The sequence below is a fragment of the Terrisporobacter othiniensis genome, assembly GCF_000808015.1.
In the GTDB taxonomy this organism is placed as follows: Bacteria; Bacillota; Clostridia; order Peptostreptococcales; family Peptostreptococcaceae; genus Terrisporobacter; species Terrisporobacter muris.
Window position 1 is genome coordinate 130253 of the sequence record NZ_JWHR01000109.1, and the last position, 26329, is coordinate 156581.

Annotated in this window: 26 protein-coding genes; 25 read left to right on the plus strand and 1 reads right to left on the minus strand. The window is 30.2% G+C overall.

Annotated elements, in window-relative coordinates:
- Positions 1–169 precede the first annotated feature (169 nt).
- The 25 genes from QX51_RS12410 to mgsA all read left to right on the plus strand — a co-directional run bounded on the left by QX51_RS12410 (position 170) and on the right by mgsA (position 24841).
- Positions 170–1438, plus strand: a complete 1269-nt coding sequence (locus tag QX51_RS12410) for an MFS transporter (RefSeq protein ID WP_039680224.1) — start codon at positions 170–172, stop codon at positions 1436–1438.
- A 185-nt stretch (positions 1439–1623) separates the two neighbouring features.
- Positions 1624–2871 (plus strand): MFS transporter, encoded by a 1248-nt coding sequence (locus QX51_RS12415; RefSeq protein WP_039680225.1) that lies wholly within the window; start codon positions 1624–1626, stop codon positions 2869–2871.
- 11 nt (positions 2872–2882) lie between these two features.
- Positions 2883–4190 (plus strand): alkaline phosphatase family protein, encoded by a 1308-nt coding sequence (locus tag QX51_RS12420; RefSeq protein WP_242842739.1) that lies wholly within the window; start codon positions 2883–2885, stop codon positions 4188–4190.
- Between the two features lie 294 nt (positions 4191–4484).
- Complete coding sequence (locus QX51_RS12425; RefSeq protein ID WP_039680227.1) at positions 4485–5093, plus strand: hypothetical protein; 609 nt, start codon at positions 4485–4487, stop codon at positions 5091–5093.
- A 139-nt stretch (positions 5094–5232) separates the two neighbouring features.
- The gene (locus QX51_RS12430) at positions 5233–5922 is read left to right on the plus strand and encodes an endonuclease/exonuclease/phosphatase family protein (protein WP_278246229.1); all 690 of its coding nucleotides are present in this window, start codon (positions 5233–5235) and stop codon (positions 5920–5922) included.
- 112 nt (positions 5923–6034) lie between these two features.
- Positions 6035–6406, plus strand: a complete 372-nt coding sequence (locus tag QX51_RS12435) for a VOC family protein (protein ID WP_039680229.1) — start codon at positions 6035–6037, stop codon at positions 6404–6406.
- Positions 6407–6432: 26 nt separating this feature from the next.
- Entirely contained in the window at positions 6433–7773 is a 1341-nt protein-coding gene (locus QX51_RS12440) for a C40 family peptidase (protein WP_052233041.1), read from the plus strand.
- Between the two features lie 153 nt (positions 7774–7926).
- Entirely contained in the window at positions 7927–8841 is a 915-nt protein-coding gene (locus tag QX51_RS12445) for a hypothetical protein (protein WP_039680230.1), read from the plus strand.
- A gap of 237 nt (positions 8842–9078) precedes the next feature.
- Positions 9079–10419 carry an electron transport complex subunit RsxC gene (gene rsxC, locus QX51_RS12450; protein WP_039680231.1) on the plus strand — a complete coding sequence of 447 codons (1341 nt, stop codon included), beginning with the start codon at positions 9079–9081 and terminating at the stop codon, positions 10417–10419.
- Positions 10420–10437: 18 nt separating this feature from the next.
- On the plus strand, positions 10438–11424 hold the full coding sequence (locus tag QX51_RS12455) for an RnfABCDGE type electron transport complex subunit D (protein ID WP_039680232.1): 987 nt from the start codon (positions 10438–10440) through the stop codon (positions 11422–11424).
- Positions 11417–11983 carry an RnfABCDGE type electron transport complex subunit G gene (locus QX51_RS12460; RefSeq protein ID WP_039680233.1) on the plus strand — a complete coding sequence of 189 codons (567 nt, stop codon included), beginning with the start codon at positions 11417–11419 and terminating at the stop codon, positions 11981–11983. The genes QX51_RS12455 and QX51_RS12460 overlap by 8 nt, the downstream gene beginning before the upstream one ends.
- 17 nt (positions 11984–12000) lie before the next feature.
- Positions 12001–12594 carry an electron transport complex subunit RsxE gene (gene rsxE, locus QX51_RS12465; protein ID WP_039680234.1) on the plus strand — a complete coding sequence of 198 codons (594 nt, stop codon included), beginning with the start codon at positions 12001–12003 and terminating at the stop codon, positions 12592–12594.
- Between the two features lie 16 nt (positions 12595–12610).
- Complete coding sequence (gene rsxA / locus QX51_RS12470; RefSeq protein WP_039680235.1) at positions 12611–13186, plus strand: electron transport complex subunit RsxA; 576 nt, start codon at positions 12611–12613, stop codon at positions 13184–13186.
- Between the two features lie 17 nt (positions 13187–13203).
- Positions 13204–14199: an RnfABCDGE type electron transport complex subunit B gene (locus QX51_RS12475; RefSeq protein ID WP_039680236.1), complete on the plus strand. Its 996-nt coding sequence runs from the start codon at positions 13204–13206 to the stop codon at positions 14197–14199.
- 243 nt (positions 14200–14442) lie between these two features.
- A complete protein-coding gene (locus QX51_RS12480; protein WP_039680237.1) occupies positions 14443–15048 on the plus strand; it encodes a Maf family protein in 606 nt (201 codons plus the stop codon).
- Between the two features lie 7 nt (positions 15049–15055).
- Positions 15056–15727 (plus strand): RadC family protein, encoded by a 672-nt coding sequence (gene radC, locus QX51_RS12485; protein ID WP_039680238.1) that lies wholly within the window; start codon positions 15056–15058, stop codon positions 15725–15727.
- Positions 15728–15756: 29 nt separating this feature from the next.
- Positions 15757–16824 carry a rod shape-determining protein gene (locus QX51_RS12490; protein ID WP_039680257.1) on the plus strand — a complete coding sequence of 356 codons (1068 nt, stop codon included), beginning with the start codon at positions 15757–15759 and terminating at the stop codon, positions 16822–16824.
- 8 nt (positions 16825–16832) lie between these two features.
- The gene (gene mreC / locus QX51_RS12495) at positions 16833–17729 is read left to right on the plus strand and encodes a rod shape-determining protein MreC (RefSeq protein WP_242842740.1); all 897 of its coding nucleotides are present in this window, start codon (positions 16833–16835) and stop codon (positions 17727–17729) included.
- Between the two features lie 14 nt (positions 17730–17743).
- Positions 17744–18232 carry a rod shape-determining protein MreD gene (gene mreD, locus QX51_RS12500; RefSeq protein WP_039680239.1) on the plus strand — a complete coding sequence of 163 codons (489 nt, stop codon included), beginning with the start codon at positions 17744–17746 and terminating at the stop codon, positions 18230–18232.
- An 11-nt stretch (positions 18233–18243) separates the two neighbouring features.
- The gene (locus QX51_RS12505) at positions 18244–21291 is read left to right on the plus strand and encodes a penicillin-binding transpeptidase domain-containing protein (RefSeq protein WP_039680240.1); all 3048 of its coding nucleotides are present in this window, start codon (positions 18244–18246) and stop codon (positions 21289–21291) included.
- A gap of 62 nt (positions 21292–21353) precedes the next feature.
- A complete protein-coding gene (locus tag QX51_RS12510; RefSeq protein WP_039680241.1) occupies positions 21354–22064 on the plus strand; it encodes a septum site-determining protein MinC in 711 nt (236 codons plus the stop codon).
- Positions 22065–22068: 4 nt separating this feature from the next.
- Complete coding sequence (minD, locus tag QX51_RS12515; protein ID WP_039680242.1) at positions 22069–22866, plus strand: septum site-determining protein MinD; 798 nt, start codon at positions 22069–22071, stop codon at positions 22864–22866.
- A 15-nt stretch (positions 22867–22881) separates the two neighbouring features.
- Positions 22882–23166, plus strand: coding sequence for a cell division topological specificity factor MinE (minE, locus tag QX51_RS12520; RefSeq protein ID WP_039680243.1), 285 nt, complete (start codon positions 22882–22884; stop codon positions 23164–23166).
- A 96-nt stretch (positions 23167–23262) separates the two neighbouring features.
- On the plus strand, positions 23263–24378 hold the full coding sequence (rodA, locus tag QX51_RS12525) for a rod shape-determining protein RodA (RefSeq protein WP_052233042.1): 1116 nt from the start codon (positions 23263–23265) through the stop codon (positions 24376–24378).
- Positions 24379–24427: 49 nt separating this feature from the next.
- Positions 24428–24841, plus strand: coding sequence for a methylglyoxal synthase (gene mgsA / locus QX51_RS12530; protein WP_039680260.1), 414 nt, complete (start codon positions 24428–24430; stop codon positions 24839–24841).
- 81 nt (positions 24842–24922) lie between these two features.
- Here the strand turns inward: mgsA and QX51_RS12535 are convergent, their stop codons facing one another.
- On the minus strand, positions 24923–26116 hold the full coding sequence (locus QX51_RS12535) for an FprA family A-type flavoprotein (protein WP_039680244.1): 1194 nt from the start codon (positions 26114–26116) through the stop codon (positions 24923–24925).
- Between the last annotated feature and the right edge of the window lie 213 nt (positions 26117–26329).

The following is a 26329-nucleotide window of genomic DNA, read 5'->3' on the forward strand; positions in this document are numbered from 1 at the left end:
TAACACATAAAAATACACATAAATACAAAAAAATACTTGAAATCGCACAAAACACTTTATATAATAAAAAAAGAAAATGATTTCTTAAAAAACTAACTATAAAGATATCTTAAATAAATAATAGTTGCAGGAAAATAATCATTAATAAAATTATGAAGGAGTTAGAACATTGAACAGTAAAAAAGAAAATATTAAAAAATGGATTACATTTATAATCTTAACACTAGGCGCGGGAACAATATATAAGTTATGTTTCTTAAAAGATGCATTTTATGGTCCAATGCAAGAATATTTAGGTCTTACACATACACAATTAGGCAATGCAATGTCTATAAGTGGTGCTGTAACTACTGTAGGATTCATACTAGCCGTATGGTTGTCAGATAGAGTATCTAAAAGAATTTTATTACCAGCAGGTCTTATAGGATGTGGTCTTTTAGGTTTATGGTTAGCTACTTTACCAGGTTACAATGAAGTATTAATAATTTGGGCATTATTTGCATTAACAAATGATATGGTATTCTGGCCAGTTTTACTTAAATGTGTTAAATCGCTAGGAAGTAAAGAAGAACAAGGTAGAATGTTTGGATACTTTGAAGCAAGTAGAGGTCTTGTAGATACAATAGTGGCTTTTTCAGCTTTAGGAATATTTGCTTATTTTGGTTCAGGTAAATTAGGATTTGTAAATTCTATATTATTCTACTCTATAACAGTTATAGTTGTAGGTGTATTAGCATTCTTCTTCATTGAAGATGATAAAAAAACAGAGTCAGTTGATGGAAAAGAAACTAAAAAAGTTAAAGTTTCTCCTATAGTTGCATTAAAAACAAAAGAAATATGGTTAGCAGCATTTACTACATTCTTTGTTTATGCAGTATTCTGTGGAATAACTTATTTCATACCTTTCTTAGAAAATATATATGCTTTACCAGTTGCTTTAGTTGGAGCATATGGAGTTATAAATCAGTATGGTTTAAAAATGGTTGGTGGTCCAATAGGTGGATACTTAGCAGATAAGAAGTTCCATTCACCAGCAAAATACTTAAGAGCAGCATTTATAGCATGTATAGTTGTTTTAATAATAATGGTTATAGCACCACATAGTTCATTAAATGTTTACTTAGGAATGGCTATGACATTGACTTTTGGAGCAATAGTATTCTCAATGAAAGCTACATATTTTGCACCAATGGGTGAAATAAATATATCAGATGATATAACAGGGGCAGCAATGTCTATAGGAAGTTTCATAGGATATGCACCAGGTATGTTTGCTTACTCATTATATGGAAGTGTATTAGATAATAATCCAGGACTTGCAGGATATAGAATGGTATTTATGATGATGATAGGATTTGCCCTATTAGGAGTTGTTGTAAGTACATTATTAATAAATGCAATAAAGAAAAATAATAAACTAGAAGAAAAAGTTGCTTAAAATATAAAAAATAGCTTTGGTTTATTTAACCGAAGCTATTTTTAATAAAATATACACTAATAATAGTCTTGTAAAACTTGCCAAATAACAAGTGATGTATATTAAATATTTAACTGTATAATGTTAATAATCTATACTATAATATTTTAGATATTTTATTTTAAGAATGAAGAGGAAAATGATTTATGAAGTCTAAAAGAAAAATTAAGAAAAAAATTATATTTTTAATTTTAACAATGGCTACAGGAGTAGTATATAAACTACCTTATATACAAGATGTATTTTATGTTTCTATACAAGAAAGCTTGAATTTAAGCCATACTCAATTAGGCAATATATTGTCTATGGCGGGTTTATTTAGCACATTTGGATTTCTTTTATCAATATATTTTATAGATAGAATATCTAAAAGGATATTAATACCTTGCGCGCTTATAGGTGTTGGATTTACGGGTATATATTTATATACTTTACCAAGTTATTATGGACTTATGTTTATATGGGTTTTATTTGCTTTATTTAGTGATATGGTTTATTGGGCAGTATTGGTAAAAAGCGTAAACGAACTTGGAAATGATGATGAACAAGGGCGTATATTTGGATTTTTTGAAGCTGGAAGAGGTTTATTTGATACATTAATAGTATTTATAGCTCTATCTATATTTTCTATATATGGCTCAATTAAATATGTAATTTTATTTTATTCAATTACTTGTATATTAATGGGAGTTCTAGCTTTCATCTTATTAGATAAAGATGAAAAAGTTAATGCAAAAGAGAATAAAAAAAAGATGAGCTTTCCAATAGAAGTTATTAAAGTAAAAGAAGTATGGTTAATTTCAGGAAACATATTCTGTGCATATGCTATTTATTGCGGATTAACCTATATGATGCCTTTTTTACAAAATACATTCGGAATAGGTGTAGTAGTGATAGGTATTTATGGGACGGTAAATCAATATGGAATTAAGATGATGGCAGGTCCTTTAGGAGGATACTTAGCGGATAAGAAGTTTAAATCAACATCTAGATATTTTTGTTTTTGTTTTAAATTAATAATAATTGCAAATATAATTATGATTTTATTAGCAAAATCAAAAATTAGTATCATAGTAGGCTTTGTTTTTGTCATAGTATTTTCTATTTTGGTCAATTCTATGAAAGCGTTATTATTTGCACCGATGCAAGAAGCTGGAATATCTGAAGAATTATCAGGTGCAGCCATATCATTGTCTAGTTTTATTGGATACTCGCCATTGATATTTTGCTATTCTTTATATGGAAACATCTTAGATAAATTTAATGGACTATTAGGGTATAGAATATTGTTTCTTATATTAATAGTATTTGGAATAATAGGTCTTATAATTAATAAGAAGTTAAGAGAAATAACTGTAACTAATAAATTAAATGAAGATAAAAAAGTAAGTTAAGGAGAATGAAAATGAATAATAAACCAAGCGTTTTATTAATATCAATAGATGCTCTAAAACCAGAGTTTGTATTTGAATCAGAAAAAATAGGAGTTAATCTTCCTAATATAAAAAAATATTTTGTAGAAAATGGAACTTATGCATCAAAGGGTGTTAAAAGTGTATTTCCTACTTTTACTTATACATGTCATCACTCTATAATTACAGGAACTTATCCTGTAACACATGGAGTTCATACTAACAAGGTGTTTGATCCAACAGGAAAACATATGGATGCATGGAACTGGTATGTAAGTGAGGATGCTAAAAATTTATGGGAATGTGCAAAGGAAAATGGATATATATCTTCTAGTGTAGGATTTCCAGTATCTGTTGGAGCAAAATCAGACTACCATATACCAGAAATTTGGAGAGATGGAAGTCATCTTGATAGCAAACTAATAGATGCCGTAAGTAGACCACAAGGTATGGTTAGAGAAATGGAAAAAGAAATAGGAAGATTTGCAGGTGGAACAGATTTAACTATTGAGGGTGATACTATAAGACAAAAAGCTGCTTTATGGATATTAGATAACAAAATAAAAAAACACTTAGAAGAAAAACCATTCTTTATGTCATGCTATTATGCAGCTTATGATGAGACAGCTCATATAAATGGAGTATATAGTAGAGAAGCTATAGAGGATCTTGAAAAAATAGATGCATTAGTTGGAGAATTAATAGAAAAAGCACATGAAATGACTAATAATAATGTGGTAGTATGTGTAGTTTCAGATCACGGAACTATAGATAACAAATACGATATAAAACCTAATATAATATTTGTTAAGAATAATTTAATAGAAATTGATACAAATGGCAAATTAATTAATTGGGATGTATGGTGTCAACGTTCTGGAGGAACAGGACAAATAAGATTAAGAGATAAAGAAAATCAAGAAATAAAATCTAAAGTAGAAGCAGTGCTAAAGGAACTTCTAGAAGATGAAAATAGTGGTATTAGTGAAGTAATAACAGGTGAAGAAGCTAAAGAAATTAGAAGAGGATTCCCTGATGCTGATTACGTTATAATATCTAAACCAGGATATGAAGTAAGGGAAGATACTTTAGGTGAATATTTAGATAGTAATACAGCTCAAAAGGCTCAACATGGATATTGTGAAAACTTAAAAGATATGAGAGCATCATTCTACATTGAAGGAATAAATATAGAAAAAAATAGAGATATAGAAGAATTAAGATTAGTTGATATTGCACCAACATTAGCAAAAATTATGGGATTTGAAATACTTACATGTGAAGGTAAAAATATTTTATAAGTTAATATTCGACAATGATACTATAAAGAAGGGCTATTATAAATAGTCCTTCTTTATTTTTATATAAAAAAAGGCTTCTATTTATGGGGGAAAATAGAAGCCTAAATGGGGGAGATTGAGTATGTTTGATTTTATAGTACTAGTTTTTCCACAACAACTTACTTTATACATTAAATTCAAAATCATATAATTAATTAAACCATAAAGAAGAAAATATTTATCAAATTCACCAATTTAAAATTATATGAATATAATAAGTAAGGATAAAATTGCTAATAATAAGGGGGAGGTATCATGGAATCTAGATATTATAAAGATGATTTGAAAGATATGATACTTGATATGGCCCACAAAGAACTTGAAAATTATGTATCTCAAAAAGGCGCACAAAAATACTTTGAGGGAAATATAGATAAAGTCATAAATGATTATATAAAAAAAATAAGTAAAGACTCTAATGTTAATAAAACTTATTTAAAAGTATTAAAAAAAGGTGCATATCAAGAAAATATGGTTTCAGTAGCTAAAATTCTTAGAAGTCAAGAACTGTTTAAGTCAAAAGGAGAGTTAATAAAATTTGCCAATTATTTGGGTGTGAAAGTGAATAAAAAAAACTCTTATAGTCAAATATTAAAGAAAGTTTCAAAGCATATTTATACCAATAGAGGTTCATACTCTAAAAAATATGTTTTTTATAAAAGAAATAGTCAAGAATATGTGCTAGAGCCTGAAAAAATTAAAAAAGATTTAATTGAAAGCTATAAGTCTAAAACTAGAGAAGATATGAAATCAATAGCAAAACTTTTAGATATAAAAATAATTGAAGAAGATTCTGCAGAAGATATAAGAAAAAAAGTCATTAATTATATAATTAAAGAGAAGGTCGTAAAGAAAAATCATTAAAATTAAAGGCGCTATTAGCGTCTTTAATTTTTGGACAATAATATATAATAATGTGTGTAAAAGGAGTTGATGAAATATTAAATTAAAAAAACTTTTTTTATCAGTATTAATTATAATTTCTAGTTTAGTAATATGTAATATTAATGCAAATGAAGGTAGTTTAAATACAGATATTAAAATTGTAAGTTACAATATACATAGTGGGGTAGATAAGGATATGTTTCCAACGCTTTTTGATATTATAGACTTCTTAAAAAACTGTGATGCAGATATTATTTGTTTGCAAGAGGTGAATGAATCTGCAAAAGTGGGATTTCAGGTAAGTAGTTTAAAGGAAGAGCTAGGAATGAATGCACATTTTGGTGCCAACGTAGTAAATTTAAATTCAAACTATGGGCTAGTGACTTATTCGAAATATAGAATAATTAGACAAAATCATGTGTATTTAAGTAGTTCAAAAGAACAAAGAGGTATGTTACATACAGTTATTGATGTTAGAGGAAAACCTGTAAATATAATTAACGTTCACTTAGGAACAGATAAAGATGAGCAAGTAGGACAATTGAGGGAAGTACAAGAATTTGTAGATAAACTTGGCGATGAGCCATATATTATTGCAGGAGATTTTAATGCGGCAGATATAAATCTTGATAGTAATTGTATAGATGTAGCTAAAAAATTGGATAAATCAAATACTTTGACATTTTCCTTAGGTATAGAAAGAATAGATTATATTTTTGTATCACAGGATATTGTTCCTATAAATTATAGGGTAATTATTAAAAAATTATCAGATCATTATCCAATTATTGCAAAATTAAGGATATAATAAAAAAATGTTGTAGTAATGTACAAAAAAATGTAATAATATTTAATTATACAAAATAATAAAATTTGCTATATGAAAGTATTATATTGTAACACAGAAGGAGAGAAAAGATATGAAATTTACATTTTGTCATAATAACTTTAATGTATTAAATTTAGAAAAAAGCTTAGAATTTTATGAAAAAGCATTAGGATTAAAGGAAGTTAGACGTAAAAATGCAGAAGATGGGAGTTTTACATTAGTGTATTTAGGTGATGGAGTAACATCTCATCAGCTAGAATTAACTTGGTTAAGAGATTGGGATAGACCTTATAATTTAGGTGACAACGAGTTCCACTTAGCATTAGAAGTAGAAGATTTCGATAAAGCTTACGAGTTACATAAAGAAATGGGATGTATATGTTTTGAAAATAAAGCTATGGGAATTTACTTTATAGCAGATCCAGATAATTACTGGGTAGAGATATTACCAAAGAAAAAATAGAATGATAAAATTTGGGGGATATAACTGTGAAGACCAAAATAATTACAGCTATTGGAGTTGGCACATTAGCGTTATCTTTAGGGCAGTCTAGTGTTGGTGCACAAGAAAAAGGGACAGTTACAGCTAGTGCACTAAATGTAAGGAGTGGACCAGGAACAAATACTAGTATAAAAGGTTGCTTATACAAAGGTGATACTGTAGCAGTATTAGAAAAAGTCAATGGATGGTTAAAAGTTCAGTTATCTAATAAAACTACAGGATGGGTCAGTGATAAATATATTAAAATAGGAATTACTAGCGTAAATACAAAAATTAAATGTAAAGCCAACTTAAATGTAAGAAGTGGACCAGGAACAAATTATTCAATTAAAACTACTGTCAAAAAAGGAACTATACATAAAATAATTGATAAATCAAAGTATTGGTATAAAATACAATTATCTAATGGAACTAGTGGTTGGGTATATGGTTATTATGTTGAAGAAACAATAGAGGATATATCTGATGACTCTTCTTCTGATAACAATACAAGCAAACCTGAGGATATTATAGAAACAGAAGTGAATTTAAATGGTAAAGTAACTAGCAGTGTAAGACTGAATGTAAGAAGTGGACCAGGAATAAATTATTCTGTAAAAACTTCTCTAAGTCCAGGTCAAGTAGTAGTTTTACTAAGTCAATCTAATGGATGGTACAAAGTAAAATTATCCAATGGAACGACAGGATGGGCTTCATCGTCTTATGTTGAAAAAACAGATACTTATGGAAAGTCTACAGCTAGTCTTAATGTAAGAAGTGGACCAGGGACAAACTACTCTATTAAAACAGCATTGAAAAATGGAGAAATAGTAACTATAACTAAAAGTTCTAACTCTTGGTACCAAATAAAAACAAACTTTAATATTACAGGGTGGGTAAGTTCTAAGTATATAAATATTACAACAGAACTACCTAGTGATAACACAAATAATGATAATTCACCAAGTGAATCTAAAAATGAAGCTGTGGTAAATCTTGCTAGGGCTCAGCTAGGTAAGCCTTATGTATGGGGTGGAAATGGACCTAATTCATTTGATTGTTCAGGATTTACAAGATATGTGTATCTGAATGCTATAGGAGTATCTTTACCTAGGGTTTCTTATGAACAAGCAAAAGCAGGAACTGCTGTGGGAACAAGTAACTTAAAAAAGGGAGATTTATTACACTTTGCTACAGTTACACCAGGAAGAACTACGCATGTAGGTATATATATCGGCAATAATCAATTTATCCATGCTAGTGGATCTCAAACAAGACCAGATAAGGTAAAGATAGATTCTTTATCTGGATACTATGGAAGAGTATTACTAGGTGCAAGAAGATTTTAATCATATTAATAAATAAAAAGCTATGAAATTAGAAGTTATCTAAATTCATAGCTTTTTTTATTGTAAGTATTTTATATTTATTAATAAATTAATTCATAAATTAGAGATCTTTCCAATATATATTAGTAAAAACTATTTAGGAGGGGACAACTTATGAGCAAAAGAAAATTATACAAAAATTTCAATAAGAGAAAAAGATTTAATGGAACTAGGATAGTAACCGTTACCTTATGTTTATGTATTGTGGGGTCATATGCATACATAAACTTAAAGGACAAGGATTTTATGGACAAGTTAGGGAAGGTCAATGTTGTAAGTTCAATAAAAAATGCATCAATATGGGATAGGTTTAAAAACTTATTTGATAAAAGTAATGTTATTACCTCATCAACAATTGAATCTCAGTTGGAGGAAATAGAAAAAAATGATGGACATAAAAAAGAAGAAAATTCGCAAGTGGCCACTGTAAATGAGATGGTAGTTTATACAATACAAGTAGCATCTATAGAAGACAAAAATGATCTTAAAAAAATAGAAGACGTTATGAATGAATATAAAATTCCATCATCAAGTATGACTATAGATAATTCAGAAAAAATCCAAGTATACTCATCTTTTGATGAAAGTAAGGTAAGAAATAGCTTAGAAAACACAAGAACTTATTTTTCAGATGCCTTCTTAACAAAAATAGATGTACCGATGTTGTCCTTAGAATATACAGATAGATATTCTTATATGAAAGATATAGCAAAAGGGTTAAATGACTTGATTGAAAATTATCAAAAAGAAGGAGAATATTGGGATAATAAAAAAAATGATTTAGAAGCTTATAATGAAATTTTAACAAATCGCAAGTCTATATTAGAAAATTTAGAAAAAAATACACAAAAAATTGACTATTCGAAAATGGATAAATTTAAAAATAATTTAATTTCATATATTGATGAGTCACAAAACAACATTTTAACTTCTTCTAAAAATGCAAATGAAAATAAAGGTTATGTAAGTCAAGGTTTGTTATTATCTTCAATTCAGCAGTATTACATATTTGTACAATCAATGAAATAGTAATTATTAAAAGGTTGTTGTATCAACCTTTTTTTATATTATAAAAATAAATGATGTCTAAACTAAGTATTTTATAAATACTTAATTTTTTAAATTGATATATTAATAACAGTTTAAAATGAGTGTTATAATTACTAAAATTAGGATATTTTTTTAACAATTATTAACTTTTAAAAAATTTATAGTATACTATAGTTAATAGCAGAAAAGTTAAAAACAGTTTGGGGAGGTAGTAAAATGAAGCTCTTAACATTTAAAGGAGGAATACATCCTCCATATAATAAAGAGTATACAAATCAAATAGCTTTAAGAAAAGCAGAGGCTCCGAAAGTAGTCTATATACCTCTACAACAACACATAGGAGCGCCAGCAAAGCCTATAGTTGAAGTAGGAGATGAGGTAAAAAAAGGACAAAAAATTGGTGAACCTCAAGGGTTTGTATCAACTTATATACATTCATCTGTTTCAGGAAAAGTTACTGGTATAGAACAACATGAAATTCCAGGAGGAAAAGGACTTTGTGTTGTAATAGAAAATGACTTTAAAGAAGAATTAGATGAAAGTATATCACCAAAAGGGAATTTAGAAACATTAGACTCAAAGGATATTATAAAATATATCCAAGAAGCAGGAATTGTTGGAATGGGTGGAGCAACATTCCCAACTCATGTTAAATTATCACCACCACCAGATACAAAGATTGATGTTGTTATTTTAAATGGTGCGGAATGCGAACCATACCTTACAGCTGACCATAGACTTATGGTAGAAAATCCAGAAGACGTTGTTCTTGGCATTAGAGTAATAATGAAAGCGTTAAATGTCAAAAAAGGTTATATTGGTATAGAAGTCAATAAACCAGATGCTATAGAAGCTGTAACATCAGCTGCTAAGGAATTTCCTGAAGTAGAAGTTGTAGGACTTGAAATAAAATACCCTCAAGGGGCAGAAAAACAATTAATATATGCTTGTACGGGAAGAGAAGTTCCATCGGGGGCTTTACCATCAGCTGCAGGGGCAGTGGTTGATAACGTTGGAACAGCAGCTCAAATAGCAAAAACTATTAAGACAGGACTACCGTTAATAGAAAGAATTACAACAGTAACAGGAAGTTGTATAAAAGAACCTGCAAACTTAATAACAAAAATAGGTACAGTAGTTTCTGAAATAATTGATCAATGTGGCGGATTTAAAGAAGATGTAAAAGTAGGTAAATTTATAATGGGTGGACCTATGATGGGTATGACTCAATATACAACAAATATAGTTACTAACAAAGGTTCTTCAGGGATACTATGTATATCGGAAGAAGAAGCCAAAATAGATGAGCCAAGTAACTGTTTAAGATGTGGTAGATGCACAGATGTATGTCCAGCATTTTTACAACCGTTATATATAAGTGCTAATTCTTTAAAAGGTGACTTTGAAAGAGCGGCTGAACACAGAGCCCTTGATTGTATAGAATGTGGATCTTGCTCATTTATATGTCCAGCAAGAAGACCGTTAGTAGAATCTATAAGAAATGCTAAAAGACAAATTCAAGCTATGAGAAGAAAACAACAAGCGGCTAACAAATAATAGTTAGGGGGAAATAATATGGAAAACAAATTTATTGTATCATCATCACCTCATATTAGAAGCAATGAAGATACGTCTTATATAATGAAACAAGTAGTACTTGCCCTTGTACCAGCAGCGCTTGCTGCAGTGTATTTTTTTAGAATTAATGCATTATTTGTAATGTTCTTTTGTATACTGGGTACAGTTGGGTCAGAATTTTTATGGCAAAAAATAACTAAACAAAAAAGTACTGTAGGAGATTTTTCTGCAGTAGTAACAGGATTATTACTTGCATTTAACGTTCCAGCAGCACTTCCATGGTGGATGTGTATATTAGGTGGGGCATTTGCAATAATAGTTGTAAAAATGGTATTTGGAGGAATTGGGAATAACTTTGTTAACCCAGCCCTTGCAGGTAGAGCTTTCTTACTTGCATCATTCCCAGTAGCTATGACAGCTTGGACAAAAACAGGAGTAAACTGGGTGAGTAGTGGAAGTTTAGATGCGGTATCAACTGCAACACCACTTAGCTTTTTAAAAGCAGGAGCAGCTGGGCTTGAACCATTAAAAGAAAGTGGAGTGTCGTTAGTAGACATGGCACTAGGTAATATAGGTGGCTGTATAGGTGAAACATGTGCGATTTTAATACTTCTAGGTGGGGTTTATCTAATTTATAAAGGAATAATTTCATATATCATGCCAGTATGTTATTTAGGTACAATATTTATATTAAGTTTCTTATTAGGTGGATTCAATCTTGAGTTCGCAATGTTCCAAATTTTAGCTGGTGGTGTTATGTTAGGTGCATTCTTCATGTTAACTGACTATACTACATCACCAATGACGAAAAAAGGACAAATTATATATGCTGTTTTAGCAGGTGTAATTGCAACAGTAATCAGATTATATGGTGGATATCCAGAAGGATGTTCATATTCAATATTATTAGCTAACGTTGTTACTCCATTAATAGATAAATTTGTAAATAACAGAGTATTTGGGGAGGTGGCTAAGAGTGAATAGCATATTAAAATTAGGATTAAACTTATTTGTTATTTGTGCAGTTGCAGCAGGTCTTTTAGCTGGAACAAACCAAATTACAGCTCCTTTGATAGAACAAAGAAATGAACAAGCTAATAATGAAGCAAGAAAAACTGTACTTTCAGATGCTAGTGAATTTAAACTTTTAGATAATAGTAAATATAAAAGTGTTTCTGATGTAGAGGTAGTAGAAGTTTATGAAGGATTAAATGGTTCTGATGTATCAGGATACACTATCAAAGTTCTTCCAAAAGGATATGGTGGAGAAATTGAACTTATGGTAGGTATAAAAGCAGATGGAAGTATATCAGGAGTTAATATAGGAAACATGACTGAGACTCCAGGCCTTGGTGCTAAAGCTCAAGAAGAGGCTTTTTATGGTCAATATGCAGGAAAACCAGCTACAGAGCTTAGTGTTATAAAAAGTGGGGCTGCAGGAGAAACAGAAATACAAGCAATATCAGGAGCTACTATTACATCTAAGGCTGTAACAACTGGAGTTAATGCAGCAGTAGAAGTATATGATAGCATCAGTAAATAGGATAGGGGGAAAATATTATGAGTCTAGGAAAGATATTTAAAAATGGTATTATAGACGAAAACCCAACCTTTGTTCAAGTTATAGGTATGTGTCCGACTCTAGCTGTAACAAGTTCTGCAATAAATGGTATAGGTATGGGTCTTTCAACAGCAATAGTTTTAGCATGTTCAAATATAGCTATATCATTACTTAGAAAAGTAATACCAGATAAAATAAGAATACCAGCATTTATAGTTGTAATAGCAACTTTTGTTACAATAGTTCAAATGGTCTTAAAAGCTTTTGTGCCAGCACTAGATCAAGCTCTTGGATTATATATTCCGTTAATAGTTGTTAACTGTATAATATTAGCTCGTGCAGAAAGTTTCGCATCTAAAAATGGACCAATGGAATCTGCAGTTGATGGTATAGGAATGGGACTTGGATTTACTTTAGGCCTTACAATATTAGGGGCAGTTAGAGAATTATTAGGGGCAGGATCAATATTTGGTTTAAGTATATTTGGTGCTTCTTATCAACCAGCTTTATTATTTATACTACCTCCAGGTGCATTCTTAACTTTAGGTTTCTTAATGGCACTATTTAATAAAGTAGTAAAGAAAAAAGCGTAATTAAGGGGGAAGTCATATGAATTATATATTATTATTTCTAAGTATTGTACTTGTTAATAACGTTATAACATCACAATTCTTAGGTATATGTCCTTTCTTAGGTGTTTCTAAGAAAATAGATACGGCAGTAGGTATGGGGGTTGCAGTTACCTTTGTTTTAGCATTAGCATCTGTAATCACGTATTTTATACAAAAAATACTTAATATAACATCAACTGGATATTTACAAACGATTGCTTTTATTTTAGTAATTGCTTCCATAGTTCAGTTTGTTGAAATGGTTATAAAAAAGATGAGTCCGGCATTATATCAAGCACTTGGTGTATATCTACCACTTATAACAACTAACTGTGCTGTACTTGGTATTGCATTAGTCAATGTACAAAATAATTATAATTTAGTAGCTACATTGATTAATGGTACAGGTGCAGGTGTTGGTTTTACGCTAGCTATAGTATTGTTCGCAGGAATAAGGGAAAGACTAGAATTAGCTGATATACCAGAAAGTTTCCAAGGGTACCCAATAACATTAATAGCAGCAGCTTTAATGTCAATAGCTTTCTTAGGATTCACAGGATTAATACAATTATAAAATAGGGGGGTGATTTTGTGAGTATAATAAAAGCAATTTTACTTTTAGGTGGATTAGGATTAATATTCGGAGCAATACTAGCCTATGCATCTAAAAAATTCGCCGTTGAAGTAGATGAAAAAGAAGAAAAAATACTTGCAGTACTTCCTGGAGCAAACTGCGGTGGTTGTGGATTCCCAGGATGTGGAGGATTAGCAGCTGCAATAGCAAAAGGAGATGCGCCAGTTAATGGATGTCCAGTTGGTGGAGCAGATGTAGCTGCCAAAGTTGGAGAAATAATGGGTGTAGCGGCAGATAGTGGAGAAAGAATGGTAGCAGCAGTAAAATGTAGTGGTACATGTGACAAAGCAAAAGATAAATATGAACATCAAGGTTTAAAAGATTGTAGAGCGGCAGCAGCTTTAATTGGCGGATCAAAAGCTTGTAGTGCAGGATGTTTAGGATTTGGAACATGCGTATCTGTATGTAAATTTGATGCTATTAAAATAGAAAATGGTGTAGCAGTAGTAGATGAAGAAAAATGTGTAAATTGTGGGAAATGTAAAGAAGTATGTCCAAAAGCTTTAATAGTAGAAAAACCAGCTAGTAAAGAAGTATTTGTAAAATGTAATAGCCATGACTTTGGTAAAGCAGTAAAAATAAACTGTTCGGCAGGTTGTATCGGATGTGGCGCTTGTGCAAAAGTTTGTCCAGTTGATGCTATAACTTTAGATAACAAGCTTGCAGTAGTAAATCAAGAAAAGTGTATAGGGTGTAAAGTTTGTGTGGAAAAATGTCCAACAAAGGTTATATCAGGTGATGTTAGCGACAGAAGAAAAGTTACTATAGATGAAGAAAAGTGTATAGGATGTACTGCTTGTGCAAGACAATGTAAGTTCGGTGCAATAGAAGGTGAAAAGAAACAACCACATAAAATTGATCAAGATAAATGTAAGGGCTGTCACTTATGTTTACCGAAATGTAAAAAAGGTGCAATGAGTTTAGTTGATGAAGAAGTTAAAGCAACAAACTAGTTAAACATGCAATATAAAATAGATATTAAAATAATCTAAATATGGTTAGAATAAAGGTATGGAAATAATCCATACCTTTATTTTTATTCAAAATCAAACCATAAAAGCTTTAGAATTATTTAAAAGAAAAATTCTAAATATAACAATTATGTAATTAAAAGACTCGACATTAACATTGAAATTTTTACAATATAATGATAAACTTAATTAGTACAAAAATAAAGTACGAGGTGAGGTGAGATAATGGATATAATATTAGCATCGAAATCACCTAGAAGAAGAGAAATCTTAGAAAATACTAAGGTGAGATTTTCCGTAAAAGAAAGTCAAATTGATGAAATAATCAAAGTAAATGAATCACCAAAAGAAACAGTAATGAGGCTCGCATACGAAAAAGCATTAGAGGTAGCAAATAGTAATAAGGACTCACTAGTAATTGGTGCAGATACAATTGTTGTCATAAATGAACAAATTTTAGGAAAACCTAAAAATGAAGAAGAGGCATATAATATGATTAAATTATTGTCGGGAAAAACTCATTATGTAATTACTGGTTTCGCTTTGATAAATTTAAGTTTAAACAAGAAAGTTATTGATTGTGAGGTTAGTCAAGTAACTTTTAAAGAATTATCCGAAGAATGTATAAAAGATTATATAAATACAAAAGAGTCTTTAGATAAAGCTGGAGCTTATGGAATACAAGGGTATGGAGGATTATTAGTTAAAAATATTCAAGGTGATTATTTTAATATAGTAGGACTTCCAATATCAAAAATAAGTGACTGCTTAAAGGACCACTTTAAAATAAATCTTTTTACGGAGGGTGATTTATCTGAAAAAGTCTTCTAATTCATTAATGACAATTAGAGATATGACATTAGAAGAAAGACCAAGAGAGAAAATGATTCTAAATGGAGTAGGTTGTTTATCTGATGCAGAATTGTTAGCGATACTTATAAGAACTGGGACCAAAGAATTAAATGCAGTTCAACTAGGTCAAGCTATAATAGATAAAGCTGATAATATTAGATATTTACAAGACTTAACTTTTGAAGAATTAAAAAGTATTAATGGTATAGGTCAAACTAAAGCACTTCAAATCAAGGCAGCTTTAGAATTATCCAATAGGATAGCATCTTATAAGCCATTAAAATACAAAATCAAAAATCCTTGGGATATATATAAATACTATATGGAGAGTTTAAGATATCAATATAAAGAAATTTTTAAGGTAGTTCTTTTAAATACAAAAAATGAAGTAATAACTGATGTGGACATTTCTATAGGAACATTAAATTCATCCCTCGTTCATCCTAGAGAAGTTTTTAGGGAGGCTATAAGAAGAAGTAGTAATAAAATTATTTTGCTACATAACCATCCCTCTGGAAATGCAGAACCTTCAAAAGAGGACAAAAATATAACGAATAGGTTGAAAGATTGTGGTGAGCTTGTGGGTATAGAAGTTATAGACCATATTATAATAGGGGACGGAGTTTATTTTAGTTTTAAAGAGAATATGTTAATTTAATAAGAATAAAGTAAGGAAGGTGTATGAAAATGACTAAAGAAAAAAAGGAAAAAAAAGGTTTTAAATCTTTATTTGGATTTGGAAAAATGACTAAAGATATGGGTATCGATTTAGGTACTGCAAATACATTAGTTTATATAAAAGGACAAGGAATAGTAGTAAGAGAACCATCTGTTGTTGCTATAAGAGATGACAGTAAGGCAGTTTTAGCAGTTGGTGAAGAAGCAAAAAGAATGATAGGTAGAACACCAGGAAATATAGTAGCTATAAGACCGATGAAAGATGGAGTTATAGCTGATTTTGATGTTACTCAATCAATGTTAAGCTACTTTATACAAAAAGCTGCAGCTAAAAAAGGTGTAGTATCTCCAAGAATAGCTATATGTGTACCTTTTGGTGTAACGGAAGTTGAAAAAAGAGCAATAGAAGAAGCTGCAAGACAAGCTGGAGCAAAAGATGCATTCTTAATAGAAGAACCAATGGCAGCTGCAATCGGAGCTGGACTTAGAATAGAAGAACCAGAAGGAAATATGGTAGTAGATATCGGTGGTGGGACTTCAGAAATTGCTATAATATCACTTGGAGGTATAGTTACTGCTAAATCAATAAGACTTGGTGGAGACGAATTAGATGAAGCTATAGTTAGCTACGTTAAAAAAGAATATAGCTTAATGATAGGTGAGAGAACTGCCGAGGATGTAAAAATTAGAATAGGTTCTGCGTACAAAGAAGGCGAAGAAGTTGAAATGGAAATAAGAGGTAGAGATTTAATATCAGGACTTCCAAAAACTATGCAAATATCTTCATCAGAAGTAAGAGACGCTTTAAGAGAACCAGTTAATTCTATAGTAGATGGAATCAAATCAACATTAGAAAAGACTCCACCAGAGTTAGCTTCAGACATTATGGAAAACGGAATAATGTTAACTGGAGGAGGAGCTCTACTTAAAGGACTTGACAAATTAGTTAAAGAAGAAACTGGAATGCCAGTTAAAATAGCAGAAAATCCATTAGATTGTGTTGCTATAGGTACAGGTAAGTCAGTTGAAGATGTAGAAATATTTGAAAAAGTATTAATGATGAATAATAAAAAGTAATGAAGTAGGTGCTGACCTTGAAGTTTGAAAATAATAATAAAAACAAGAAAAAGGTTAATTTTAAAGTGATAGCAACAGGTGTAGTTGCTATCACTTTAATTGGAATTGTAGGCATGTCTATTGGAAGAAGTGGAGGAAGCAACCCTCTAGGAGCCAATGTAGGAATGACTGCAATATCTACCATAGGAAGTAGTATTAACAGTGGATTTACCTTTATAAAAAGTGGATTTGAAAATGTGATAAATTTCCAAAAAAATGCTAAAAAAGCCGAGAGTTTAGAAAAAGAAAATAGCAGATTACAACAGGAAGTAATTGATCTACAAAATAAATTGGATGACGTTCAATCACTGCAAAGCTTAAAAGCAGCATTAAACTTTGTTGATGAAAAATATGTTGCTAAAACTTTATCAGCAAAAGTAGTTAGTAAAAATGACGGGAATTGGTATTCAAGCTTTGTTGTGTCTGCTGGAAGTAAAGATGGTGTGAAAAAGGACAGTTTAGTCATGAATGGTAATGGACTAGTAGGTATAGTATATGAAGTGTCTGAAAACTATTGCAAAGTTATTTCCTTATTAGACACAAAATCATCAGTAAGTTTTAAGTTAGCAAAGAATTCTGAATTTAAGGGTATTATTACGTATGGTGAAAATATAGACGAAAAAGCAGACTATAGAGATAGTGGGTTATTACAAGGATACATGTTTGACTCTAACTATGATGTATTACCAGGTGATGTGGTTACAACATCAGGCCTTGGACTATTCCCAGAGGGAATTGTTATAGGAAAAGTAGGAAAAGTAATAGAGGACAAAAATAACTCATTAAAATATGTAATAGTAAAACCAAATGTTGATTTCAAAAATATAGACGATGTTGTAATCGTTGAACCAAGAAATATAAACTAAAGGGGATATCAACAATGAAAAAAGTTTACCTTTGTCTTTTGGGAATAGCTATACTGATATTAGAAAATAGTATAACTAATTATATAACTATATTTGGAGTAACAATAGATTTTCTTTTGATATTTTTAACGATTATATCTTTGTACCTAGATGACCTAGAAAGTAGTATTATAGGGGCAGTATTAGGATTATTAAAAGATATAAGCGTAGGTGGAATATTTGGAGTAAATGCTCTAATTTACTTTTTGATATGCTATATAATTAGTTATTCAAGAAAAAAAATATACAAAGAAAGTAAGGTTACTATATTTACATTAATTTTAGCAACAACTATATTTAGTTCTGTGTTAAATATATTAGCATCTATTGTTGTTTATAGTAGTTTTACTGCTGTAAGATTGATGATAAGAGGTATAGTAATATTACCAATTTTAAATAGTATAATGGCCTTAATCTTATATAAGGCTTTTGATAAATCAATATTAAAACTTAAAGAAGATTAGTTGGTGATTTAATGGATGAAAAGAAAATTAATGATAGATGTAGGATAATAAAAAATGTATTTCTTTTTGCCTTTTTAGCTATAATAATTAAAATTTTATATATGAATATAATAAAATATGATTATTATACAAGTTTAGCCGATAATAAAACATATAAAGAAGTTACTATAAAAGCGGCTAGGGGGGAAATTAGAGATAGATATGGAAGATTACTGGCTGGAAATGAAAATCAGTTTACTGTTCAAGTATCAATAAATGAATTAACAAAAAATGATACAAAAGAAGATAAGTCACAAGGAAATAATATTTCACTAAAGCTGATTAATTTACTAGAAAAAAATAAAGAAAAGTATATAGATGAGTTCCCAATAGTAATAGAAAATGGAAAATATTATTATACCTATGATGAAAATATAAAAAAATATAAAACTGACAATAACATTCCACAAGATTTAAATGCTAAAGAATCATTTTATTATTTAGTAGATAAATTAATATCAGAAGGAAAATTATCAGAAGATGATAGAAACTTAAAACCGGCTGAGTTACAAAAAAAGGTTAATGAAGCTGGATACTATCCACCAATACTTGTATCAAAATGGACATTTACAGAAGATAGGGAAAAAAATGACTGGCTTGAAGGATATAAAGTAGATAAATGGATGAAAGAAAATAAAATAAAATCTAATAAAGCTGATGCCCAGTTAGCTTTTAAAGCAATAAGAGACTATTACTTGATAGATTCAAGTTTAAGTGATGAAGAGGCTAGAAAAATACTTATAGTGAGAGATCTTATCAAGTCTCAAGGTTATACAAAATATAAACCAGTAACAATAGCAAAAGATATAAGTGAAACTACAATAGCAACTATAAAGGAGATGGCACTTGAACTTCCGGGAATATCTGTATCTAATGAACCAGTTAGAACATATCCTAACGGAAAACTAGCATCTCATATTCTTGGATATTTAGGTAAAATACCTTCGACTCAAGAAAAACAATACCTAGAGAACACAGAAGAAAAATATTCTAAAGATGATATAGTAGGACTTTATGGAGTTGAAAAAACTCAAGAAAGTAAATTACATGGAACGGATGGATATAAAAAAGTTAAAGTTGATGCCGTAGGTAATATAACAGAAAATTTAGAGGTAACTGAGCCTATTTCAGGAGATACAGTATATCTTACATTAGATAAAGACCTGCAAGAAGTGACAGAAAGTGCACTGGAGAGAGCTATAAAGGCTGCTCGTGAAGGTGGAGTTTATGAAAGTAATTATGGTAATGTAGCTGTATCAGGTGGATCAGCGAATGCAAAATCTGGGGCGGCCATAGTGGTAGATGTAAATAGTGGTGAAGTTTTGGCTTCAGCATCTTATCCTTCTTATGATCCAAACTTATTTGTATCAGGCATATCATCAAAGGATTATAGTAATTTACAACCTGAAAATACAAATGACTTACTTGCACCATCACCACTGTTAAACTTAGTTACACAAGGTGTGTTCCAACCTGGTTCAACATTTAAAATGATTACAGGTATGGCGGCGTTAGAACATGGTTTAAACCCAGAATATAGTATAAATGACCCAGGTGTAATTTGGATGGGTTCTGGTTCATCGAAGAAATCTTATGGTGATGCCGTATGGAATAAAAGTAGATCTAACCATGGAATTACAAACCTTTATAAAGCATTGCAAGAATCTTGTAATATTTACTTCTACACTATAGGTACAGGCGAAAATAGAGTAGGTGGAGCGGATCCTAATGCTAAAATAGGGCCTGACGAAGTAATGGAATATGCTGAGTTATTTGGGTTAGGTGACTATACTGGATTAATTGAAGATTTAGGTAGTGAAAGCAAAGGTAAGGTACCTAGTGAAGAAGCTAAAATTGAATCTACAAAATCAATGTTAAAAACATATTTAAATAAAGTTATGAAAAATAGTTTTACTGATATAACTAAGGATAAAAATCCTGAAGAATTTTCGGCTAGAATTCAGCAGATTGCAAACTGGTGTGAAGAAGAAACTACGCCAGGTAAAGCTGAAGTGTTGAAGCGACTAGAAAAGCTAAAAGTAAAAGAAGACGATTTAGAAACTTTGGCTGATCAAATAGTATATACTTACTTAAACTTTTCTAAATGGACAGTATCAGATGCATTTAACTTAGCTATTGGACAAGGAGAAAATGCTTATACTCCAGCGCAAATAGTTAGGTATACTTCAGCAATAGCAAATGGAGGGATTTTAAATCAACTTTATGTTGTTCAAAAATCCATATCATCTGACTATAGTAAAGTAGATGTAAAAGAAACTGAATCCGAAAAAATAGACTTTAAAGATGATGATAATTTAAAAGATATAATTATAGGTATGAAAAGAGTTGTTACCGAAGGTACAGGTAAAAAAGTGTTAGGAGACTTAAGTGTACCTGTGGCAGCTAAGACTGGTACGGCACAAAAGAGTACAAAAATACCAACAAAAAATGAATACGAATATTTAATGAGTCATTTATCGTCATACAATGTAGATAAAAATGAGGTATTAAATGTATATCATAAATTAAGAGCAGAAAGAGAAGAAGAATTAACTAAAGCTAGAATTGCTGAAATTAAAGAACAATTAGCAAGCAAAGATATTGATGATGAAACTAAGGCAGAGCTAGAACAAGAGTTAAAGGATGGTGTTTCTGAGAAATTACCTGATAATGATGATAGAATAAATGCAGCTTACTTAAGAAGAGCAATAAAAGAGCTTAATCACAAAATAACGGATGAAGATATAGATGCATTTAAAGAAACATATGGAGATTTTGCATGGGCAGTTTCTTTCGCACCAGCAGATGATCCAGAAATAGCAATATGTGTTATGATACCACAAGGTAATTCAAGTACTTATGCTCTTTTACCAATGAAAGACATCATAGGACAATATATGGGACTGAGTGGTAAATCTTCTAATGATACAAAGAATGATACAACAGGCAATGCAGATAAAGAAGATGACAATAATTCAGAAGAAGATAGCATAAATTTTTCGACACAATTGAAAAAATAAAAGGTGATTAAGATATTTATGAAGAATATAATAAATAAATTAATATCACTCTGGAGGTTGTTATGTCTTTAAGGAAATATTCCACAGAAGAGCTTATAGAGTTTAAAGGAAATAAAAAAGGGCTTATTATTAATATTAAAAAAGTAGCACCCTTTGAACAAGTTAAACAAAGTATAGTAGATAGATTAGAAGAAAATGTTGGTTTTTTTAATGGTGCAAAAATATATCAAATTAATTCTGATTATCTAAATGATATTCATATGATGATGATTAAAGAATCTATTACATCAAGATTTGATATAGAATTTGTTGAAGACGAAAATAAAGAAACTTACATTAATACTTATGAAACAAAGTATGTGGATAGTATGAGATCTGGGGAAAATATAGTCTTTGATGGAGATGTTGTAGTAATGAGTGATATGAACCCTGGTTCACAAGTTAGTTCCACTAGAAATGTTGTTATTATGGGAAATATGAATTCTGGAGCTAAAGTAGTTGCTAATGGGAATATTGTAGTAATGGGTGAAGTGCGAGGTTTTGTTCATGCAGGAGCCAAAGGAAATAATTCGGCTTATGTTATAGCAAATAGTTTATGTCCTAAGATACTGCAAATCGCAGATAATATTGCAGAGGCGCCAGAGGATGATTATGAAGAATCTAAGGATGATAAAAAAATCATTCCTGAAATAGCCTTTGTGAGTAAAGACAGGATTGTTATTGAAAGCTTTTTACCTAAAACTTTAAAAAACAAGGAAATATATAGGGGGTAGTATAATGAGCGAGGTCATAGTTATAACTTCAGGCAAAGGTGGAGTTGGCAAAACAACAACTGTAGCTAACCTAGGTACAGCACTTAGTTTAGAAAACAAAAGAACAGTTGTGGTAGATGCAGATATCGGACTTAGAAACTTAGATGTGGTTATGGGTCTAGAAAACAGAATAGTTTATGATATGGTGGATGTAGTAGAGGGAACATGCAAGTTAAAACAAGCATTGATAAAAGATAAAAGGTTTGAAAATTTATACTTATTACCCGCTGCACAAACAAGAGATAAAAATGCTGTAACTATAGAGCAAATGTCACAGCTTTGTGAAAAATTAAAAGAAAGTTTTGATTATGTAATAATAGATTGTCCTGCAGGAATTGAGCAAGGATTTAAAAATGCAATAGCTGGAGCAAATAGAGCTATTGTTGTTACAAATCCTGAAGTATCTGCTGTTAGAGATGCAGATAGAATAATTGGCTTATTAGAAGCTAATGAAATTAGTGACATTAGATTAATAATTAATAGAATAAGACAAGATATGGTTAAACGCGGAGATATGATGGACAAGCAAGACATAGTGGAAATATTAGCTATAGACTTAATAGGTATAGTTCCAGACGACGAAAGTATAATCATATCAACAAATAAAGGTGAGCCAGCTATACTTGATACAAAGTCAAATGCAGGTAAAGCCTATAAAAATATTGCTCAAAGAATATTAGGTAATAATATCCCAATAATGGAAATTGAGCAAGAAACTAACTTCTTTGGAAGAATCAAAAAAATGTTTGGCGTAGCTAAATAGAATAGGGGGATATTCATGTTTGATCTTTTTAAAGCTTTTTCAAGTGAAAATAAGACTAGTAAGAACGTAGCAAAAGAAAGGTTAAAATTAGTTCTTGTACATGACAGAGTAGACTGCTCTCCACAACTTTTAAATATGATTAAAGATGATATATTAAAAGTGATTTCTAACTATGCTGATATAGAAGAAGATGGTTTAGAGATAAAAATGTCTAAAACAAGAAGTGAGAACGGAGACAGACCAGTATCTGCCTTAGTTGCAAATATACCACTTAAGAATTTAAAAGACAGAAAGATATAAATTGGTCTTAATAAAGGGGGATATACTTAAGGTATATTCCCTATTTAATTCGTGAGAGCTTAATGTTTATTTCTATACTAGAAAGACGGTGACAAATTGGTTAAATATAAAAATAGTTTAAAATTATTAAAACAATTAGATTGGAAGTTAATAGCAACACTTATAGTAATTTTTACTTTTGGTATTGTTATATTAAGTAGTGCTACTCATGTAAATCAAACGGGAGATTATTCAAGATTAATAAAACAAAGTATAGCCTTTGTTTTAGGAATTGGAGTAATTATATTCATACTTCTTTTTGATTATAACTTTTTAGGACAATATTATAAAGAAATGTATGTTGCAAGTGTTGTATTATTAGCTATAGTTTTAACGCCATTAGGAGCGGTTAGAGGTGGGGCGAAATCAACTTTAGACCTAGGACCTCTAGATCTACAAACGGCAGAAGTAGTTAAATTTACATTCATATTAAGTTACGCAAAAATTGTAGAGCTCAAAAAAGGAAGAATGGATAATATAAAAGATATTGTAAAATTATTAATGTATGCAGCACCTATAATTGGGTTATTAATTGCCCAACCAGACTTAGGGACAGCAATAGTATTTTGTTGTATAATTGCAGGTATAATATTCACAGCTGGAATTGATTACAAAATATTGAGAAAAGTAATTATAGCATGCGTTATAATACTACCTCTTGTATACTTAAGTATAGATGAATATCAACAAAACCGTATTTTAGGTTTCTTACACCCGGAAGATACAAGTATTCAAGGTAACTATCAGGTTATGCAGTCTAATATAGCTATAGGATCAGGTGGATTTACTGGTAAGGGACTTTTTAAAGGAACACAAAATCAAGAAGATTTCCTACCTATTCAAGATAGTGATTTTATATTTGCAGTTGTAGGAGAAGAACTAGGCGTAATTGGAATGGTAGCATTAATCAGTTTATATGCATACTTCTTATATAGAATGTTACAAATTTCTTCGGAGTCCAAAGATGAATACGGAGCCTTGGTAGTAATTGGGGTAACATCCATGTTTGCATATCAAATTATTCAAAATATTGGTATGACGGTATCATTAATACCTGTAACAGGAGTTACACTTCCATTCTTAAGTTATGGTGGAAGTTCTGTGTTAACATCTATGGCAAGTTTAGGATTAGTTTTGAATGTTTGTATGAGAAGAAAAAAAATAAATTTTTAGAATATATAGCAAAATAAATTAAAAGGGATATAGGAGTATATTTATTATGATGAATATAGCATTAGTAGCACATGATGAAATGAAAAACACTATGGTAGGATTTTGTATTGGTTATGAACATATTTTAGAAAAGTATGGGATATATGCAACAGGAACTACTGGAAAGAGAATAATGGACGAAACTAGTCTAAAAATAAATAGATTAGCATCGGGGCCACTTGGTGGTGACCAACAAATTGGTTCGCTTATAGTTAATCAAGAAATAGATTTAGTAATCTTTTTAAGAGATCCACTAACTTCTCAAGCTCATGAACCGGATATACAAGCTTTAATTAGGCTTTGTGACGTTTACCACGTGCCAGTGGCAACAAACTTAGCTAGTGCAGAAATTTTTATTAAGGCATTAGATAGGGGAGAGTTCTCTTTCAGAGAAGTAAGAAAAACTACAAGCCAAAGAGTATAAATAAAAAAGGTTAATGTGAAGAATTAATTTTCAACACATTAACCTTTTTGTTTTTATAAAATTTTATGGCGCCATAAAACTTTATTTAAGATAACTAGCAAATTCTACACCGTAATCGAAACATTCTTTGAATGTATCGTCGCTTGGGAAGAATTTCTTTTTAAGTGCTGGTTGAGGTACTTTAAATGCCATAGCTTTAAATAAGTTTTCTGCCATAGAGATACCTTCACCACTCCATCCATAAGAACCAAATACCCCTGCAATAGTTCCTTTGTTAGCCATTGGATCTATTGATGAGAATAAATCCCACATAGGCTTAACCATAGTTCTGTTGATTGTAGGAGAACCAACTAAAACTACTTTTGCATTTAATACAGCTCTGTGCATTTCTTCGAAAGATAATTTTTCTAAATCATATAACTTAACTTTAACATCTTGAGACAATGCACCTTGTTGTATCTTCTTAGCCATATCAAAAGTATTAGTATATGCTGATAAGTAGAATATAGCCATTTCGCCTTGATTAGTTTCTTCTAAAGCAGCTTTTGACCACTCTACATATCTAGTAACTTGCTCCATTGGTCTTTCAGATAAAATTGGACCGTGAGAAGTTAATATAGTATCAAAGTCTAATCCTAATTCAACAACTTTATTTACAGCATCTAAAACATATTTTGCATAAGGTTTAACTATGCAATCATAGTATAATTTTGCTGAATCTAAGTATCCTTCATCATTTATTGCTTTACAATCATATTTTGAATAATGACATCCAAAAGCATCACAAGTTAACAAAACTTTGTCTTCTGGAACATAAGTAAACATTGTATCTGCCCAGTGTAAGAAAGGAGCTTGAATAAACTCAAGATTTCTCTTACCTATGTTTAATTTATCACCAGTTTTAACAGTAGTACATTTGAACTCTCTGTTAACTTGGTCACCTAAGTATAACTTTGCAGCATTTGTACATATAACATGTACATCTGGATTTATATCTAATATATATTTTAAACAACCAGCATGATCTGGCTCTGTGTGATGAATAACTACGTAATCAATATCCTTAATATCAACTAATTCTTGTAAATTACTTAAAAATTCATCCTTAAAACAATCTTTAACAGTATCAAATAACACAACTTTTTCATCTTTTATTAGATAAGAATTGTATGTTGTACCAAATTCTGTTTCCATTATAATGTCAAATATTTTTAAATCCTTATCTACTACACCAGTATAGAATATATCTGGTTTAATTTCAAAAACACTGCTCATTGCAAACCTCCTAAATATAAAAAATCATAGCACAAATTATATATACCCAATCTGATTCGGAATAAAACTAAAAATATGATTAAGATTATTATTTTAGTTATTTATGTTTTTTACTCAGAAAATAAGAAAAAAACTAAATTGGGCATGTATAAATGACTTTATCAATAAATAGTATATTATTATAAGTAATATTTTACAAATTAATATTTATAT

Excerpts from the sequence above, each read along its gene's own strand:
- rsxA (WP_039680235.1), top strand. The coding sequence starts at position 12,611 with ATGAATTATATATTATTATTTCTAAGTATTGTACTTGTTAATAACGTT.
- rsxE (WP_039680234.1), top strand. The coding sequence starts at position 12,001 with ATGAGTCTAGGAAAGATATTTAAAAATGGTATTATAGACGAAAACCCA.
- minE (WP_039680243.1), top strand. The coding sequence starts at position 22,882 with ATGTTTGATCTTTTTAAAGCTTTTTCAAGTGAAAATAAGACTAGTAAG.
- mgsA (WP_039680260.1), top strand. The coding sequence starts at position 24,428 with ATGAATATAGCATTAGTAGCACATGATGAAATGAAAAACACTATGGTA.
- radC (WP_039680238.1), top strand. The coding sequence starts at position 15,056 with ATGACAATTAGAGATATGACATTAGAAGAAAGACCAAGAGAGAAAATG.
- minD (WP_039680242.1), top strand. The coding sequence starts at position 22,069 with ATGAGCGAGGTCATAGTTATAACTTCAGGCAAAGGTGGAGTTGGCAAA.
- QX51_RS12420 (WP_242842739.1), top strand. The coding sequence starts at position 2,883 with ATGAATAATAAACCAAGCGTTTTATTAATATCAATAGATGCTCTAAAA.
- QX51_RS12490 (WP_039680257.1), top strand. The coding sequence starts at position 15,757 with ATGACTAAAGAAAAAAAGGAAAAAAAAGGTTTTAAATCTTTATTTGGA.
- QX51_RS12435 (WP_039680229.1), top strand. The coding sequence starts at position 6,035 with ATGAAATTTACATTTTGTCATAATAACTTTAATGTATTAAATTTAGAA.
- rsxC (WP_039680231.1), top strand. The coding sequence starts at position 9,079 with ATGAAGCTCTTAACATTTAAAGGAGGAATACATCCTCCATATAATAAA.
- QX51_RS12510 (WP_039680241.1), top strand. The coding sequence starts at position 21,354 with ATGTCTTTAAGGAAATATTCCACAGAAGAGCTTATAGAGTTTAAAGGA.
- mreD (WP_039680239.1), top strand. The coding sequence starts at position 17,744 with ATGAAAAAAGTTTACCTTTGTCTTTTGGGAATAGCTATACTGATATTA.
- QX51_RS12505 (WP_039680240.1), top strand. The coding sequence starts at position 18,244 with ATGGATGAAAAGAAAATTAATGATAGATGTAGGATAATAAAAAATGTA.
- QX51_RS12535 (WP_039680244.1), bottom strand. The coding sequence starts at position 26,116 with ATGAGCAGTGTTTTTGAAATTAAACCAGATATATTCTATACTGGTGTA.
- QX51_RS12445 (WP_039680230.1), top strand. The coding sequence starts at position 7,927 with ATGAGCAAAAGAAAATTATACAAAAATTTCAATAAGAGAAAAAGATTT.
- QX51_RS12425 (WP_039680227.1), top strand. The coding sequence starts at position 4,485 with ATGGAATCTAGATATTATAAAGATGATTTGAAAGATATGATACTTGAT.
- QX51_RS12455 (WP_039680232.1), top strand. The coding sequence starts at position 10,438 with ATGGAAAACAAATTTATTGTATCATCATCACCTCATATTAGAAGCAAT.
- QX51_RS12480 (WP_039680237.1), top strand. The coding sequence starts at position 14,443 with ATGGATATAATATTAGCATCGAAATCACCTAGAAGAAGAGAAATCTTA.
- QX51_RS12415 (WP_039680225.1), top strand. The coding sequence starts at position 1,624 with ATGAAGTCTAAAAGAAAAATTAAGAAAAAAATTATATTTTTAATTTTA.